Genomic DNA, 13,575 nt, shown 5'->3' with positions numbered 1-13,575 from the left:
CTTCCAGCTGCAAGCCGGGCGCTTGCAGCTGGAATCTGCTCGACCCCAACTGCAGGTTCCGAATCATGGCGCAACCGTTCATTTTTCGTACCGTCGACCTGGATGGCCAGACCATCCGCACCGCGGTACGCCCGGGCAAGTCGCACTTGACCCCCTTGCTGATTTTCAACGGCATCGGCGCCAACCTGGAGCTGGTGTTTCCGTTCGTCCAAGCGCTGGATCCGGACCTTGAGGTGATTGCCTTCGACGTGCCGGGTGTGGGCGGCTCGTCGACGCCTCGACGTCCGTACCGTTTTCCCGGGCTGGCCAAATTGACCGCGCGGATGCTCGACTACCTCGACTACGGCCAGGTCAACGCGATTGGCGTGTCATGGGGTGGCGCGCTGGCGCAACAGTTCGCCCATGACTATCCCGAACGCTGCAAGAAACTGGTGCTGGCGGCAACGGCAGCCGGCGCGGTGATGGTCCCGGGCAAGCCGAAGGTGCTGTGGATGATGGCCAGCCCGCGACGCTACATCCAGCCGTCCCACGTGATTCGCATCGCGCCAATGATCTATGGCGGTTCGTTCCGCCGCGACCCCAACCTGGCAGCCGACCACGCCAGCAAGGTTCGTTCGGCTGGCAAGCTGGGCTACTACTGGCAACTGTTCGCAGGCCTGGGCTGGACCAGCATTCACTGGCTGCACAAGATCCGCCAACCCACCCTGGTGCTGGCCGGTGACGACGACCCGCTGATCCCGCTGGTCAATATGCGCATGCTCGCCTGGCGTATTCCCAATGCCCAGCTACACATAATCGACGACGGTCATTTATTCCTGATCACCCGGGCCGAGGCCGTCGCCCCCATCATCATGAAATTCCTTCAGGAAGAACGCCAGCGCGCGGTCATGCACCCGCATCCGGCGCCCTATGGCGGCACATGAGACACCGCGCACCTCGACAAGGCAGTCGAGGGCGCCGGTCAGGCCTGCCGCGCCGTTAGCGTGCGTGCGGGATTGAGCAACCTGTAGAAGGCTTGACGAAGGAGTGTTGACTCATGCGAGACAAACCAGCACCGGGCACCCTGCCGACAGCGGCGACGTTCATCAATGCCCAGAGTGCGATCACCGGCCTGCGTGGCCGCGACCTGCTCTCAACCCTGCGCAGCGTCGCCGCCCATGGCTTGCGCCATCCCGTGCACAGCGCTCGTCACGCACTGGCGCTCGGCGGGCAATTGGGTCGAGTATTGCTGGGCGAAACGCTGCATCAGCCGCACGCCACCGACAGTCGCTTCAGCGATCCCAGCTGGAGCCTCAATCCCTTTTACCGGCGCAGCCTGCAGGCCTACCTGAGCTGGCAGAAACAGGTCAAAAGCTGGATCGACGAAAGCGGCATGCCCGACGATGACCGCGCCCGCGCGCACTTCGCCTTCGCCCTGATCAACGATGCGGTTTCGCCTTCCAACACCCTACTCAACCCGCTGGCGGTCAAGGAGCTGTTCAACTCCGGCGGCCACAGCCTGGTCCGCGGACTGACCCACCTGTTCGATGACTTGCTACACAACAATGGCTTGCCCAGCCAGGTCACCAAGCATGCTTTCGAGGTCGGCAAAACCGTCGCCACCACCCCCGGCGCCGTGGTGTTTCGCAATGAGCTGCTGGAGTTGATGCAGTACAAGCCGATGAGCGAAAAGCAGTACGCCCGGCCATTGCTGGTGGTGCCGCCGCAGATCAACAAGTACTACATTTTCGACTTGAGCCCGAGCAACAGCTTCGTCCAGTTTGCCCTGAAGAATGGCCTGCAAGTGTTCATGATCAGTTGGCGCAACCCGGATGTGCGGCACCGCGAATGGGGCTTGTCCAGCTACGTCGAAGCCGTGGAAGAGGCGATGAACGTCTGCCGGGCAATCACCGGCAGCCGCGACGTCAACCTGATGGGCGCTTGTGCCGGCGGGCTGACCATCGCAGCCTTGCAGGGCCATCTGCAGGCCAAGCGGCAATTGCGCCGGATCGCCAGTGCGACCTACCTGGTCAGCCTGCTCGACAGCCAACTGGACAGCCCGGCCACGCTGTTTGCCGATGAGCAGACCCTCGAAGCAGCCAAACGCCGTTCCTATCAGCAAGGCGTGCTCGATGGCCGCGACATGGCCCGGGTGTTTGCCTGGATGCGCCCCAACGACCTGATCTGGAACTACTGGGTCAACAACTACCTGCTGGGCAAGGAGCCGCCGGCGTTCGACATCCTCTATTGGAACAACGACAACACACGCCTGCCGGCAGCCCTGCACGGCGACCTGCTGGACTTCTTCAAGCACAACCCGCTGACCCACCCAGGCGGCTTGGAGGTGTGCGGTACGCCGATCGACTTGCAGAAAGTCAACGTCGACAGTTTCAGCGTGGCCGGCATGAATGACCACATCACCCCGTGGGACGCGGTCTACCGCTCCACCCTGCTGCTTGGCGGCGATCGGCGCTTCGTGCTGTCCAATAGCGGTCACGTGCAGAGCATTCTCAACCCACCGGGCAACCCCAAGGCCCACTATGTCGAGAGCGCAAAAATGACCAGCGACCCGCGGGCCTGGTACTACGATGCCAAGCAGGCCGAGGGCAGTTGGTGGACCGAGTGGCTGGGCTGGATCCAGGCGCGCTCCGGCGCCCAACGGGAAACCCTTATGGCGCTGGGGAACCAGAAATACCCTCCTCAGGAAGCCGCACCTGGCACCTATGTGCGGGTGCGTTGACCACAGACTGCGCGGCGGCCGGGACACGGGCCGTCGCATTCACCGACCTCAAGCATCGACCACTAAGAAGACTGGATGAAAACCCGCGACCGGATTCTTGAATGCGCCCTGTTGTTGTTCAACCAGAAGGGCGAACCGAATGTCTCGACCATGGAGGTTGCCAACGAAATGGGGATCAGCCCCGGCAACCTCTACTACCACTTTCACGGTAAGGAGCCGTTGATTCTCGGTTTGTTCGAACGCTTTCAAAGTGAGCTGACACCGCTGCTGGATCCGCCCTCCGATGCACGCTTGAGTCCGGACGAGTACTGGCTGTTCCTGCACCTGATCATCGAGCGCCTGGCGCATTACCGCTTTCTGTTCCAGGACCTGTCGAACCTGGCCGGACGCCTGCCGAAACTGGCCAAGGGCATCCGCAACCTGCTCAACGCCCTCAAGCGTACGCTGGCCTCATTGCTGGCGCGCCTCAAGGCTGAGGGAAGACTGGTGAGCGATACCCGTGCTCTCGGGCAACTGGTCGAGCAGATCACCATGACCCTGCTGTTCTCCCTCGACTACCAGCGGATTCTCGATCGTGAAGGCGAGGTGCGGGTGGTGGTCTATCAGATCATGATGCTGGTGGCGCCCCACCTGCAGCCGGCGGGCAAGATAGCGACCGAGCAACTGGCGCAGCAATATCTCGAAGCGCACGCCTGAACGCAGTACGGTGTGGCGTAGGCCCCATCGCGAGCAGGCTAGCTCCTACGGTGGTCTGTGGTTCAACTCAAAAGGCCCAAACAAAAACGCCCGACCTTCGCAGGCCGGGCGTTTTTGTGTGTCCCGCAGTAATCAGGACTGACTGGTTGGCGCCGCTGGAGTTGGCGTTGCAGTCGGGGTTGCAGCAGGTGCTGGCGCGGCGGCGGAGTTTGCCGAGCTGACCGGCGCTGGCGCGGCAGCAGCGGCCGGCTTCGCAGCGACGGCTGGCGCTTTCGGTGCCGCAGGCTTTTTGGCTGCCGGCTTTTTCGCTGCGGCCGGTTTGGCTGCAGGCTTGGCCGCTGCGGTTTTCGCCGCAGGCTTGGCGGCTGGCTTGGCTGCCGGTTTTGCTGCGGCCTTGGCGGCGACCGGCTTGGCGGCGGGTTTGGCGGCGGGTTTGGCCGCTGCCGTTTTCGCAGCCGGCTTGGCCGCTGCTTTGGCTGCAGGTTTGGCTGCAGGTTTGGCGGCGGCCTTGGCGGCAACCGGTTTGGCGGCTGGCTTGGCAACAGCAGGTTTGGCCGCTGCGGTTTTCGCCGCAACAGGTGCAACCTTGGCACCGGTGAGTTTTTCGATCTGCTTGGTCAGGGTATCGACCTTGCTGTGCAGTGCCTTGACTTCATTGCGGCTTGGCACGCCCAGACGGGAAATGGCGCTGTTCAGGCGCTTGTCGAAAGCCCCTTCCAGTTCATCCCATTTGCCCAGCGCACGATCTTTCACGCCGGAGATACGCGACTTGGCGGACGACGCAGAGTCTTTGGCAGCGTCGACTTTTTTACCCACAGCGCTCTTGGTGAGCTTCTCTGCTTTCTCGCCATCTTTAACCAATGCATCGAAGAGTTTGCTGCCGTCAGTGTCGATCTTCGAGTACACGCCTAAACCAGCCAGCCAGATTTTGCGGGAGTAGTCTTCGACTTTCCCGATCCACGAGCTGCCTTCTTTATCAGTGGTTTTTTTACCAGCCATCCCGTTCTCCTTAATGTTTACGCGCGACACGTTCGAGCAATGCCGTCAGCCCATCGAGCTTAGCAGAGAGTGTCTCAACGTCATGTTTAGACGCAATGCCGACACGATTCAAGGCATTGGCGACACGGGTGTCGAAAGCCCGCTCGACTTTGTCGAACTGCACTTCAACACGCTCCCTGAGACTGACCACTTCACCCTTGACGTTATCGATCTGAGTGTTGGCGGCTTCAAGTTGTTCACCCACAACTTTTTTGCCTTTCTTTTCAACAGCTTGACCCGATTTGATCAACTCTTGAACGTACTCGCTGCCCTCTTGGCCAACCTTGGCGTAGGCACCCAGGCCAGCCAGCCAGATCTTGCGGGCATAGGATTTCACTTCATTCACCGGGGCAGGCTGAACGTCGGTTTTTTTCTTCAGAATAACTTTGGCCATAGTGCACCTCACGCGCAGAAGGTTTGAGGAACTGCCCGCGAAAGAGTCGGGCTCAGGCACACGGTAGGGAGAAAAATTAGAAACGGCACCCTAACCCGGGATTGCTGAGTGCACCGTTTGAATTGTGGGAGCGAGCCTGTCGAATCGTCGCACCGTCGCGAAGAGGCCCTCAAACCATGCACTGCCCTCGAGCACGCCATCGCCAGTTCGAGCCGGCTCCCACAGGAGGAAGGGGGGATATCTGCAAATCGATGCCCGATTCAAACCAACGCCTTGTCCAGCGCCTTCTCGATTTCCGCCTTGATCACGCCGCTCATCGCCGACATCATCAGGCCCAGCTCGACATCGACCCGAATCGAATCCTCGGCCACATGCACCGCCCCCTTGACCCCGGAGCGCTTGAGATTGAGGGTGTCGCCGGCCCATTGCGGCTCCAGGCCGTATTCCTCGGAGAGCTTCTTCGCCAGCTTCTCGGCCTTCTCGCGGGCCGCGTCCTTACCCAGGCTGTGGGCACGTTCAACACTAATGCGGGCCATTGAATGACTCCTTCTTTGTAAATTCAGCGATGGATGCTTGTCGGTAAATCTGACCGCCACTGCGGCAAATCGTCCCGAAGGTCGCCCATCTTACCTTTAGCCATTCCAAGACAAAGCATGGCTTGGGGATTAGAATGGCGCGCATTCTCTTATGGTGACAGCGATATGACTGATCAGCGCAAAGGCAGCGATGCCGAACCCACCACGCACTTTGGCTTCAAGAACGTTCCGGAAAGCCAGAAGGCGGAAAAAGTCGCCGAAGTATTCCACTCGGTAGCGGCCAAGTACGACTTGATGAATGACGTGCTGTCCGGCGGCATGCACCGTCTGTGGAAGCGTTTCACCATCGAGCTGTCGGGTGTGCGCGCAGGCAATCGCGTGCTGGACATCGCGGGCGGCACCGGTGACCTGGCGGCCAAGTTCTCGCACCTGGTTGGCCCTACCGGCCAGGTAGTCCTGGCGGACATCAACGAGTCCATGCTCAAGGTCGGTCGTGATCGCCTGCTGGACAAAGGCGTGGCCGGCAACATCGAGTTCGTCCAGGCCGACGCCGAGAAGCTGCCCTTCCCGGACAACCACTTCGATTGCGTGACCATCGCCTTCGGCCTGCGCAACGTGACCCACAAGGAAGACGCCCTGCGCTCGATGCTACGCGTACTCAAGCCCGGCGGCCGCTTGCTGGTGCTGGAGTTCTCCAAGCCAACCAATGCGCTGATGTCCAAGGTCTATGACGCCTACTCGTTTGCCTTTATGCCGATGGTCGGCAAGCTGATCCTCAACGACCCGGAAAGCTATCGCTACCTGGCCGAATCGATCCGCATGCACCCGAACCAGGAAACCCTGAAGTCGATGATGGTCGAGGCCGGTTTCGACCGCGTGACCTACCACAACATGACCTCCGGTATCGTCGCCCTGCACCGCGGCATCAAGCCCTGATGCTGCTCGCCGGCCTGCTCGCCAGTGTCGAACTCGGCCTGAATCGGGTTCTTCGTCTCGACAGCACCGCGCTGCCGCGCCTGGCGCACCTGAGCGGCAAGGTGATTGCCGTCGAGTGTCGCAGCCCGGCACTGCAGCTGTTCATCCTGCCTAGCGATGAAGGCCTGCTGCTGGCCGCGCATTGGGAAGCCGAAGCCGACTGCACCTTGCGCGCCCCCGCTTCCAGTTTGCTGGCGCTGGCGTTGAGCAAGGACAAGACGGCGATCCTGCACCGCCCCGAAGTCGAGCTCGATGGCGACAGCGGCGTGTTGCTGGAATTGGCCGGCGTGCTGCAGGACTTGGAGCTGGACTGGGAGTACGAACTCTCGCGCTGGCTCGGCCCGGTCGCCAGCCACCTGATCGGCGGTCACCTGCGCAGTCGCGCCCGCTGGTATCAACAAGGTTTCGCCAGTCTCAACCAGAACCTCGCCGAATACCTCGCCGAAGAATCGCGCACCCTGGTGGGCCAGCGCGAAGCCGAAGCCCGATTCAGTGAACTGGACCAGGTCAAACTCGACCTGGAACGTCTTGAGGCGCGCCTGGAGCGTCTTTCCCGATCCCTCGACTCAAGCGATAACGCATGAAGCTGCTCGCCGTCCGCCGTCTGTTGCGCATCCAGCGCGTCGTGATCCGCTACCGCCTCGATGACCTGCTGTTTGCCCTGCCCCTGCCCTGGTTCCTGCTGGCCCTGCGCTACGCACTGCCGTGGCGCTGGTTCCCGCGCAAGCCCCTCGATCTCAGCCGTGGCGCACGCTTGCGCCTGGCATTGCAGGACCTGGGACCGATTTTCATCAAGTTCGGGCAAATCCTGTCCACCCGCCGCGACCTGCTGCCGGAAGACATTGCCGACGAGTTGATGCTGCTGCAGGACCGCGTTCCGCCGTTCGATTCGCAGCTTTCGGTGAAGCTGATCGAAGAGCAACTCGGCAAGAAGATCAGCGAAGTGTTCAGCCGTTTCGACGTCGAGCCATTGGCTTCGGCCTCGGTGGCGCAGGTGCATGCCGCGCAACTGAAAACCGGCGAAGAAGTGGTGGTCAAGGTCATCCGCCCGGGCCTCAAGCCGATCATCGCGCAGGACCTGGCATGGTTGTTCATCCTCGCCCGAGCCGCCGAAAAGCTTTCCGCCGACGCGCGCCTGCTGCACCCGGTGGATGTGGTCCAGGACTACGAAAAGACCATCTACGACGAACTCGACCTGCTGCGCGAGGCGGCCAACGCCAGCCAGCTCAAGCGCAACTTCGATGGCTCGCCGCTGCTCTACGTGCCTCAGGTCTACTGGGACTGGTGCCGCCCCAAAGTGCTGGTGATGGAGCGTATCTACGGAATCCAGGTGACCGACCTGGCAACCCTCGCCGACCAACGCACCGACATGAAAATGCTCGCCGAACGCGGCGTCGAAATCTTCTTTACCCAGGTGTTCCGCGACAGCTTCTTCCATGCGGACATGCACCCGGGCAACATCTTCGTCAGCACCGTCAACCCGTGGAGTCCGCAGTACATTGCCATCGACTGCGGCATCGTCGGCAGCCTGACCCCGGAAGACCAGGACTACCTGGCACGCAACCTGTTCGCTTTCTTCAAGCGTGACTACCGCCGTGTGGCACAGTTGCACATCGACTCCGGCTGGGTGCCGGCGGAAACCAAGCTCAACGAATTCGAGGCGGCGATTCGCACCGTGTGCGAGCCGATCTTCGAAAAACCGTTAAAAGATATTTCCTTCGGCCAGGTGCTGATGCGCCTGTTCCAGACCGCTCGCCGCTTCAACATGGAAGTGCAGCCGCAGTTGGTCCTGCTGCAGAAAACCCTGCTCAACATCGAAGGCCTGGGTCGTCAGCTGTACCCCGACCTGGACCTGTGGAACACCGCCCAGCCATTCCTCGAACGCTGGATGCGCGAGCGCGTCAGCCCGAAAACCCTGCTCGGCAACCTGCACAGTCAGGTGGAGCAACTGCCGCACCTGGCCAGCATGACCCGCGATCTGCTGGAGCGCATGTCCCAACCCCACGCGTCCGATCCTCCGCCACCCTGGCACCGGCGCCGCGACGACTGGTTCCTGCGCCTGCTCGGTACAGCCCATCTGGCCGGTGGCGCAATCCTGCTGGCGGGTGGTCCACTGAACGAACTGGGCCACTGGCCAGGCGGCGTAATGGTGGCTGTGGGCTTGTATCTGGTCGTTCGTCGATAGCCAGCCGCGTCATCGGCTGGCACACTGTTTCAATTCGCCTGGGCCCAGCGAACACGCCGGGTCAGGTTGTCGGAGTCGAAGATGAAAAACTGGCTGGACGAGATCAAATGGGACAGTGACGGCCTGGTGCCGGCGATTGCCCAGGACTACAAGACCGGGCGCGTGTTGATGATGGCCTGGATGAACCGCGAAGCACTGCAACTGACCGCCGCCGAGAACCGCGCCATCTACTGGTCGCGCTCGCGTGGCAAACTGTGGCGCAAGGGCGAAGAGTCCGGCCACGTCCAGACCCTGCATGAGATGCGTCTGGACTGCGACGCCGACGTGATCATCCTGATGGTCGAGCAGATTGGCGACATCGCCTGCCATACCGGTCGCCAGAGCTGCTTCTATCGCGTCTTTGAAAACGGCGACTGGAAAACCGTCGATCCGGTGCTCAAGGACCCGCATGCCATCTACAGCGCAGGACACACCCATGAGTGACACCCTGAACCGCCTGGCCCAAGTGCTCGAAGACCGTAAAGGCGCTGCCGCCGACAGTTCCTACGTCGCCAGCCTGTACCACAAGGGCCTCAACAAGATTCTGGAAAAGGTCGGCGAAGAGTCGGTCGAGACCATCATCGCCGCCAAGGATGCCGCCGCCAGCGGAGATTGCAGCGATGTCATCTACGAAACCGCAGACCTGTGGTTCCATAGCATGATCATGCTCGCCCAACTGGGCCAGCATCCACAGGCGGTCCTGGACGAACTGGACCGTCGCTTCGGCCTTTCCGGGCACGTCGAGAAAGCCTCGCGTCCGTCCAACTGAATAACGATTAGAGAGGAGTTGCAACATGGGCATTTTTGACTGGAAACACTGGATCGTCATTCTCGTGGTGGTCGTTCTGGTGTTCGGCACCAAGAAACTGAAAAACCTCGGCACCGACGTCGGCGAGTCGATCAAGGGCTTCCGCAAGGCCATGAACGACGATGAAAAACCCGCCGAGCCGGGCGTCCCACCCACTGCACAGCCAGTACCGCCAGTGCAGCCACAGGCTTCGACCCTGAAAGAGCCGCACACCATCGACGTGCAGGCGCAGAAAGTCGAAGAGCCGACCCGCAAAGACTCGTGAGCACAGACTAATGTTCGGTATCAGCTTCTCTGAATTGCTGCTGGTCGGCCTCGTTGCCCTGCTGGTGCTGGGTCCCGAGCGCCTGCCCGGCGCTGCGCGCACCGCCGGCCTGTGGGTCGGGCGCCTGAAGCGCAGCTTCAATGCGATCAAACAGGAAGTTGAGCGTGAAATCGGTGCCGACGAAATCCGTCGGCAACTGCACAACGAGCACATCCTGTCGCTGGAACAAGAGGCGCGCAACATCCTCAATCCGGTCCAGCAACAGCCGACTCCGCCGGCCACCTCGACCGAGCAGAACGCCCAGGCCGCGGCCCCGGTGGTCGAGCCAGCCCCGGCACCGGCCAGCCCGCCTGCGCCAGCCAGCGTTACTCCCGAGGCGGCCGCTGCGGCGCCTGCCCCCCATGACTCCACTCTGCCGCCGCGAGCCCCATGAGCGATATTCCAGAGAATGACCAACACATGCCGCTGGTTTCGCACCTCACCGAGCTGCGTACCCGACTGCTGCGCTGCGTCGCGGCGATCTTCCTGATCTTCGCCGGGCTGTTCGCCTTCACCCAGCAGATCTACACCTTCGTCTCGACCCCGTTGCGAGCCTACCTGCCCGCCGGCGCGACGATGATCGCCACCGACGTGTCATCGCCGTTCCTGACGCCGTTGAAGCTGACCATGATGGTCTCGCTGTTCCTGGCGATCCCGGTGATCCTGCATCAGATCTGGGGCTTCATCGCACCCGGCCTGTACAAGCACGAGAAGCGCATCGCCGTGCCGTTGCTGTGCTCAAGCATTGTGCTGTTCTACGCCGGCATGGCGTTCGCCTATTTCCTGGTGTTCCCGCTGATCTTCAAATTCTTCGCCGCCGCCACTCCGGCCGGCGTGGAGATGATGACCGACATCACCAGCTACCTGGATTTCGTCATGACGCTGTTCTTCGCCTTCGGCGTGGCGTTTGAAATCCCGGTGGCTGTGGTCCTGTTGGTGTGGATCGGCGTGGTCGACGTGGCCTACCTGAAGAAAATCCGTCCGTACGTGATCATCGGCTGTTTCGTGGTCGGGATGATCCTCACGCCGCCGGATATCTTCTCCCAGACCCTGCTGGCCGTGCCGATGTGGATGCTGTTTGAAGTCGGCATCCTGTTTGGCAGCCTGATCAGCAAGCGCGGCGACCATCCGGACGACCAGGCGGCAGACGATCACAACGACCAGCCGCCAGCGACCCAGCCGTGAATCTGCTGCTCCTCGAAGAGGCTGACTTCATTGCAGCCGACCGCGTCGTGCTGCGCGATCGGCGCCTGACCCACATGCAGGAAGTGCATCGCGTGGCGGTCGGCGATAGCTTGCGGGTCGGGCGCATCGGCGGCTTGATGGGTGCCGCCGAAGTGCTGCGCCTCGAGTCCGGCGAAGCCGAGCTGCGGGTCAGCCTCGACCAGGCACCGCCAGCCAAATTGCCGCTGACCCTGGTCCTCGCCCTGCCCCGCCCGAAGATGCTCCGTCGGGTGTTTCAGACCGTGGCCACCATGGGCGTGGCCAATGTGGTGCTGGTCAACAGCTACCGCGTTGAAAAGAGCTTCTGGCAGACCCCGTTTCTCGAACCCGAAGCGATCCGCGAACAACTGGTCCTGGGTCTGGAACAAGCCCGTGATACCGCCTTGCCGAGCATAACCATCGAAAAGCGCTTCAAGCCGTTTGTCGAAGACCGCCTGCCGGCCATCGTCGAAGGCACCCTGGGCCTGGTCGGTCACCCCGGCAACCACCCGCCCTGCCCACGCGGACTGAATGAGCCGGTGACCCTGGCCATCGGCCCTGAAGGTGGCTGGATCCCCTACGAGATCGACCTGCTGGGCAAGGCCGGGCTGCAACCGGTGCAGTTGGGTGAACGCATCCTGCGGGTTGAAACCGCCGTCACCGCCTTGTTGGCCCGCCTGTTCTAAGTCTGCGCCTACAGATTCACGCTCGCCTGCCGATAACCTCCCCAAGAATTGATTCGATGGGGAGTTCGCAGCATGTACCGATGGTTAGCCGAGAATCTGGGCAATGTGAGCGTCAATCGCAAGCTGGGAATCGGCTTCGGACTGGTGCTGTTGCTGACCCTGTTGATCACCGTCAACGGCTGGTCGGGCATGAGCAGCATCATCAGCCGGGGCGACAAGCTGGGCTACATCTCCAGCCTCAACGAGCTGACCAAGGACCTGCGCATCGCTCGCCTGAACTACGACATGCAGCATGGCGAGCAAGGCCCGGCGGCGGTCAGCGAGGTGTTGAACACGCTCGACCAGGGCCTCAAGAGCGCCCTGACGATGATCGAACAGCCTGCTGACCTGGCCATGCTCAAGCAGCAACTGGACGCCGCCAGCGCCTACCGCAGCGCCTTCACCGACCTGACCCAGGCCACCGCCAGCCGCGAGGCCGCGCGCGCCAGGCTGGGTGCCACCGCCGACAACGCCGTGGCGCGGGTCGGTGAAATCGAAAAAACGTTGCTGCAAGGCGACAACGTCAGCCAGTTCAACAGCGTCGTCGAGCTGAGCAAACTGCTCCAGCAAGCGCGTTTCCAGGTGCGCGGCTATACCTACAGCGGCAAGGCCGAGGCCCAGCAACCGGCCCTCGACGCCATCGACAATGCCCTCAGCTACCTGAAAAGCCTGCCGGGGCAGTTGCCTGATCAGCACGTCACTAACCTGCAGCAGGCCAGCGATTCTCTGGTCGGCTACCGTGCAGCGGTCAGTCAGTTCCGCGACGCTCAGGTCGCCAGCGCGGCCGCGCTCAAGGACATGGCCCAGCAAGGCGAACGGCTGATGGACCTGAGCAAAAAGCTGACGCTATCCCAGACCCAGGTGCGCGACAGCGATGCCGCACACGCCAAGAACACCCTGCTGCTGGCCACCATCCTTGCGCTGGTCTTTGGCCTGATCGCGGCCTGGGCCATCACTCGCCAGATCATCATCCCGCTGAATCAGGCCCTGACCGTCTCGCAGCGCATCGCCGCAGGCGACCTGACCCACGACCTGGTGTCCCAGCGTCGCGACGAGCTGGGTCAGTTGCAACGTGCGATCCAGAGCATGACCGTCGGCCTGCGCGAGCTGATCGGTGGCATCAGCGACGGCGTGACGCAAATCGCCAGCGCTGCCGAAGAGCTGTCCGCCGTGACCGAGCAGACCAGCGCCGGGGTCAACAGCCAGAAAGTCGAGACCGACCAGGTGGCCACCGCCATGAACGAAATGGCCGCCACCGTGCAGGAAGTCGCGCGCAACGCCGAAGAGGCGTCCGAAGCCGCCGTCGCCGCCGACCAGCAGGCCCGTGAAGGCGACAAGGTCGTCAACGAAGCCATCGCGCAGATCGAGCGCCTGGCCACCGAAGTCGGCCACTCCACCGAAGCCATGGGCCATCTGCAGCGCGAGAGCGACAAGATCGGCAGCGTGCTGGACGTGATTAAGTCCGTAGCCCAGCAAACCAACCTGCTGGCCCTTAACGCCGCCATCGAGGCCGCGCGTGCCGGTGAAGCCGGCCGTGGTTTCGCCGTGGTCGCCGACGAAGTGCGCAGCCTGGCGCAGCGCACCCAGAAATCCACGGAAGAGATCGAAGAACTGATCGTCGGCCTGCAAAGCGGCACCCAACAGGTCGCCAGCATCATGGACAACAGCCGCGCCCTGACCGACAGCAGCGTCGAGCTGACCCGCCGCGCCGGTGGCTCACTGGACAACATCACCCGCACCGTGTCGGCGATCCAGGCAATGAACCAGCAGATCGCCGCCGCTGCCGAACAGCAAAGCGCGGTGGCCGAAGAGATCAACCGCAGCGTGCTCAATGTGCGTGACGTCTCCGAACAGACGGCCGCCGCCAGCGAAGAAACCGCGTCCTCCAGCGTCGAGCTGGCGCGGTTGGGGACGCATTTGCAGTTGCTGGTGGGCAAGTTTCGGGTTTGATCG

Annotated in this window: 16 protein-coding genes and 1 pseudogene; 14 read left to right on the top strand and 3 right to left on the bottom strand. The window is 62.2% G+C overall.

Annotated features, from left to right (window positions below; genetic code table 11):
* Positions 1-65 precede the first annotated feature (65 nt).
* The 3 genes from phaZ to KW062_RS02555 all read left to right on the top strand — a co-directional run bounded on the left by phaZ (position 66) and on the right by KW062_RS02555 (position 3,415).
* On the top strand, positions 66-923 hold the full coding sequence (gene phaZ, locus KW062_RS02565) for a poly(3-hydroxyalkanoate) depolymerase (protein WP_105754053.1): 858 nt from the start codon (positions 66-68) through the stop codon (positions 921-923).
* A gap of 113 nt (positions 924-1,036) precedes the next feature.
* Positions 1,037-2,719, top strand: coding sequence for a class II poly(R)-hydroxyalkanoic acid synthase (gene phaC / locus KW062_RS02560; protein WP_027617413.1), 1,683 nt, complete (start codon positions 1,037-1,039; stop codon positions 2,717-2,719).
* A gap of 75 nt (positions 2,720-2,794) precedes the next feature.
* The gene (locus tag KW062_RS02555) at positions 2,795-3,415 is read left to right on the top strand and encodes a TetR/AcrR family transcriptional regulator (protein WP_027617412.1); all 621 of its coding nucleotides are present in this window, start codon (positions 2,795-2,797) and stop codon (positions 3,413-3,415) included.
* Between the two features lie 132 nt (positions 3,416-3,547).
* On the opposite strand, the gene KW062_RS02550 is transcribed toward KW062_RS02555, so the two are convergent.
* The 3 genes from KW062_RS02550 to KW062_RS02540 form a co-directional block, all read right to left on the bottom strand.
* Positions 3,548-4,414 carry a phasin family protein gene (locus KW062_RS02550; RefSeq protein ID WP_105754054.1) on the bottom strand — a complete coding sequence of 289 codons (867 nt, stop codon included), beginning with the start codon at positions 4,412-4,414 and terminating at the stop codon, positions 3,548-3,550.
* Between the two features lie 10 nt (positions 4,415-4,424).
* Complete coding sequence (locus tag KW062_RS02545) at positions 4,425-4,847, bottom strand: phasin family protein (RefSeq protein WP_105754055.1); 423 nt, start codon at positions 4,845-4,847, stop codon at positions 4,425-4,427.
* 260 nt (positions 4,848-5,107) lie between these two features.
* Positions 5,108-5,383 (bottom strand): polyhydroxyalkanoic acid system family protein, encoded by a 276-nt coding sequence (locus KW062_RS02540; protein WP_027617409.1) that lies wholly within the window; start codon positions 5,381-5,383, stop codon positions 5,108-5,110.
* Between the two features lie 165 nt (positions 5,384-5,548).
* On the opposite strand from KW062_RS02540, the gene ubiE reads away from it, so the two are divergent.
* From ubiE to KW062_RS29155, 11 genes and pseudogenes are all read left to right on the top strand, one after another.
* Positions 5,549-6,319 carry a bifunctional demethylmenaquinone methyltransferase/2-methoxy-6-polyprenyl-1,4-benzoquinol methylase UbiE gene (gene ubiE, locus KW062_RS02535; protein ID WP_027617408.1) on the top strand — a complete coding sequence of 257 codons (771 nt, stop codon included), beginning with the start codon at positions 5,549-5,551 and terminating at the stop codon, positions 6,317-6,319.
* On the top strand, positions 6,319-6,942 hold the full coding sequence (locus KW062_RS02530) for a ubiquinone biosynthesis accessory factor UbiJ (protein ID WP_027617407.1): 624 nt from the start codon (positions 6,319-6,321) through the stop codon (positions 6,940-6,942). Before ubiE ends, KW062_RS02530 begins: the two co-directional genes overlap by 1 nt.
* Positions 6,939-8,543, top strand: coding sequence for a ubiquinone biosynthesis regulatory protein kinase UbiB (gene ubiB / locus KW062_RS02525; RefSeq protein WP_027617406.1), 1,605 nt, complete (start codon positions 6,939-6,941; stop codon positions 8,541-8,543). Before KW062_RS02530 ends, ubiB begins: the two co-directional genes overlap by 4 nt.
* Before the next feature lie 81 nt (positions 8,544-8,624).
* Positions 8,625-9,026, top strand: a complete 402-nt coding sequence (hisI, locus tag KW062_RS02520) for a phosphoribosyl-AMP cyclohydrolase (protein ID WP_027617405.1) — start codon at positions 8,625-8,627, stop codon at positions 9,024-9,026.
* A complete protein-coding gene (locus tag KW062_RS02515; protein WP_027617404.1) occupies positions 9,019-9,351 on the top strand; it encodes a phosphoribosyl-ATP diphosphatase in 333 nt (110 codons plus the stop codon). Before hisI ends, KW062_RS02515 begins: the two co-directional genes overlap by 8 nt.
* A 25-nt stretch (positions 9,352-9,376) precedes the next feature.
* Positions 9,377-9,655 (top strand): twin-arginine translocase TatA/TatE family subunit, encoded by a 279-nt coding sequence (locus KW062_RS02510; RefSeq protein WP_027617403.1) that lies wholly within the window; start codon positions 9,377-9,379, stop codon positions 9,653-9,655.
* 10 nt (positions 9,656-9,665) lie between these two features.
* Complete coding sequence (tatB, locus tag KW062_RS02505) at positions 9,666-10,088, top strand: Sec-independent protein translocase protein TatB (protein WP_027617402.1); 423 nt, start codon at positions 9,666-9,668, stop codon at positions 10,086-10,088.
* Positions 10,085-10,879, top strand: coding sequence for a twin-arginine translocase subunit TatC (tatC, locus tag KW062_RS02500; protein WP_027617401.1), 795 nt, complete (start codon positions 10,085-10,087; stop codon positions 10,877-10,879). Before tatB ends, tatC begins: the two co-directional genes overlap by 4 nt.
* On the top strand, positions 10,876-11,583 hold the full coding sequence (locus tag KW062_RS02495) for a 16S rRNA (uracil(1498)-N(3))-methyltransferase (RefSeq protein ID WP_027617400.1): 708 nt from the start codon (positions 10,876-10,878) through the stop codon (positions 11,581-11,583). The genes tatC and KW062_RS02495 overlap by 4 nt, the downstream gene beginning before the upstream one ends.
* 72 nt (positions 11,584-11,655) lie before the next feature.
* Positions 11,656-12,714 (top strand): annotated as a pseudogene (locus KW062_RS29160) (methyl-accepting chemotaxis protein); the annotation flags it as partial.
* On the top strand, positions 12,709-13,572 hold the full coding sequence (locus tag KW062_RS29155) for a methyl-accepting chemotaxis protein (protein ID WP_371321438.1): 864 nt from the start codon (positions 12,709-12,711) through the stop codon (positions 13,570-13,572). The pseudogene KW062_RS29160 and the gene KW062_RS29155, both read left to right, overlap by 6 nt.
* The last annotated feature ends 3 nt before the right edge of the window (positions 13,573-13,575 follow it).

It is taken from the genome of Pseudomonas fluorescens (assembly GCF_019212185.1).
Lineage (GTDB): Bacteria > Pseudomonadota > Gammaproteobacteria > Pseudomonadales > Pseudomonadaceae > Aquipseudomonas.
The sequence above is the reverse complement of the archived record's forward strand: the minus strand, read 5'-3'. Positions and strand labels throughout refer to the sequence as shown.

What these genes read in the sequence shown, in the direction of transcription:
- KW062_RS02515 (WP_027617404.1), top strand. Translation starts at nt 9,019, where the DNA reads ATGAGTGACACCCTGAACCGCCTGGCCCAAGTGCTCGAAGACCGTAAA.
- KW062_RS02540 (WP_027617409.1), bottom strand. Translation starts at nt 5,383, where the DNA reads ATGGCCCGCATTAGTGTTGAACGTGCCCACAGCCTGGGTAAGGACGCG.
- phaC (WP_027617413.1), top strand. Translation starts at nt 1,037, where the DNA reads ATGCGAGACAAACCAGCACCGGGCACCCTGCCGACAGCGGCGACGTTC.
- tatB (WP_027617402.1), top strand. Translation starts at nt 9,666, where the DNA reads ATGTTCGGTATCAGCTTCTCTGAATTGCTGCTGGTCGGCCTCGTTGCC.
- KW062_RS02510 (WP_027617403.1), top strand. Translation starts at nt 9,377, where the DNA reads ATGGGCATTTTTGACTGGAAACACTGGATCGTCATTCTCGTGGTGGTC.
- ubiE (WP_027617408.1), top strand. Translation starts at nt 5,549, where the DNA reads ATGACTGATCAGCGCAAAGGCAGCGATGCCGAACCCACCACGCACTTT.
- KW062_RS02545 (WP_105754055.1), bottom strand. Translation starts at nt 4,847, where the DNA reads ATGGCCAAAGTTATTCTGAAGAAAAAAACCGACGTTCAGCCTGCCCCG.
- KW062_RS02555 (WP_027617412.1), top strand. Translation starts at nt 2,795, where the DNA reads ATGAAAACCCGCGACCGGATTCTTGAATGCGCCCTGTTGTTGTTCAAC.
- KW062_RS02550 (WP_105754054.1), bottom strand. Translation starts at nt 4,414, where the DNA reads ATGGCTGGTAAAAAAACCACTGATAAAGAAGGCAGCTCGTGGATCGGG.
- hisI (WP_027617405.1), top strand. Translation starts at nt 8,625, where the DNA reads ATGAAAAACTGGCTGGACGAGATCAAATGGGACAGTGACGGCCTGGTG.
- KW062_RS29155 (WP_371321438.1), top strand. Translation starts at nt 12,709, where the DNA reads ATGACCGTCGGCCTGCGCGAGCTGATCGGTGGCATCAGCGACGGCGTG.
- ubiB (WP_027617406.1), top strand. Translation starts at nt 6,939, where the DNA reads ATGAAGCTGCTCGCCGTCCGCCGTCTGTTGCGCATCCAGCGCGTCGTG.
- phaZ (WP_105754053.1), top strand. Translation starts at nt 66, where the DNA reads ATGGCGCAACCGTTCATTTTTCGTACCGTCGACCTGGATGGCCAGACC.
- tatC (WP_027617401.1), top strand. Translation starts at nt 10,085, where the DNA reads ATGAGCGATATTCCAGAGAATGACCAACACATGCCGCTGGTTTCGCAC.
- KW062_RS02530 (WP_027617407.1), top strand. Translation starts at nt 6,319, where the DNA reads ATGCTGCTCGCCGGCCTGCTCGCCAGTGTCGAACTCGGCCTGAATCGG.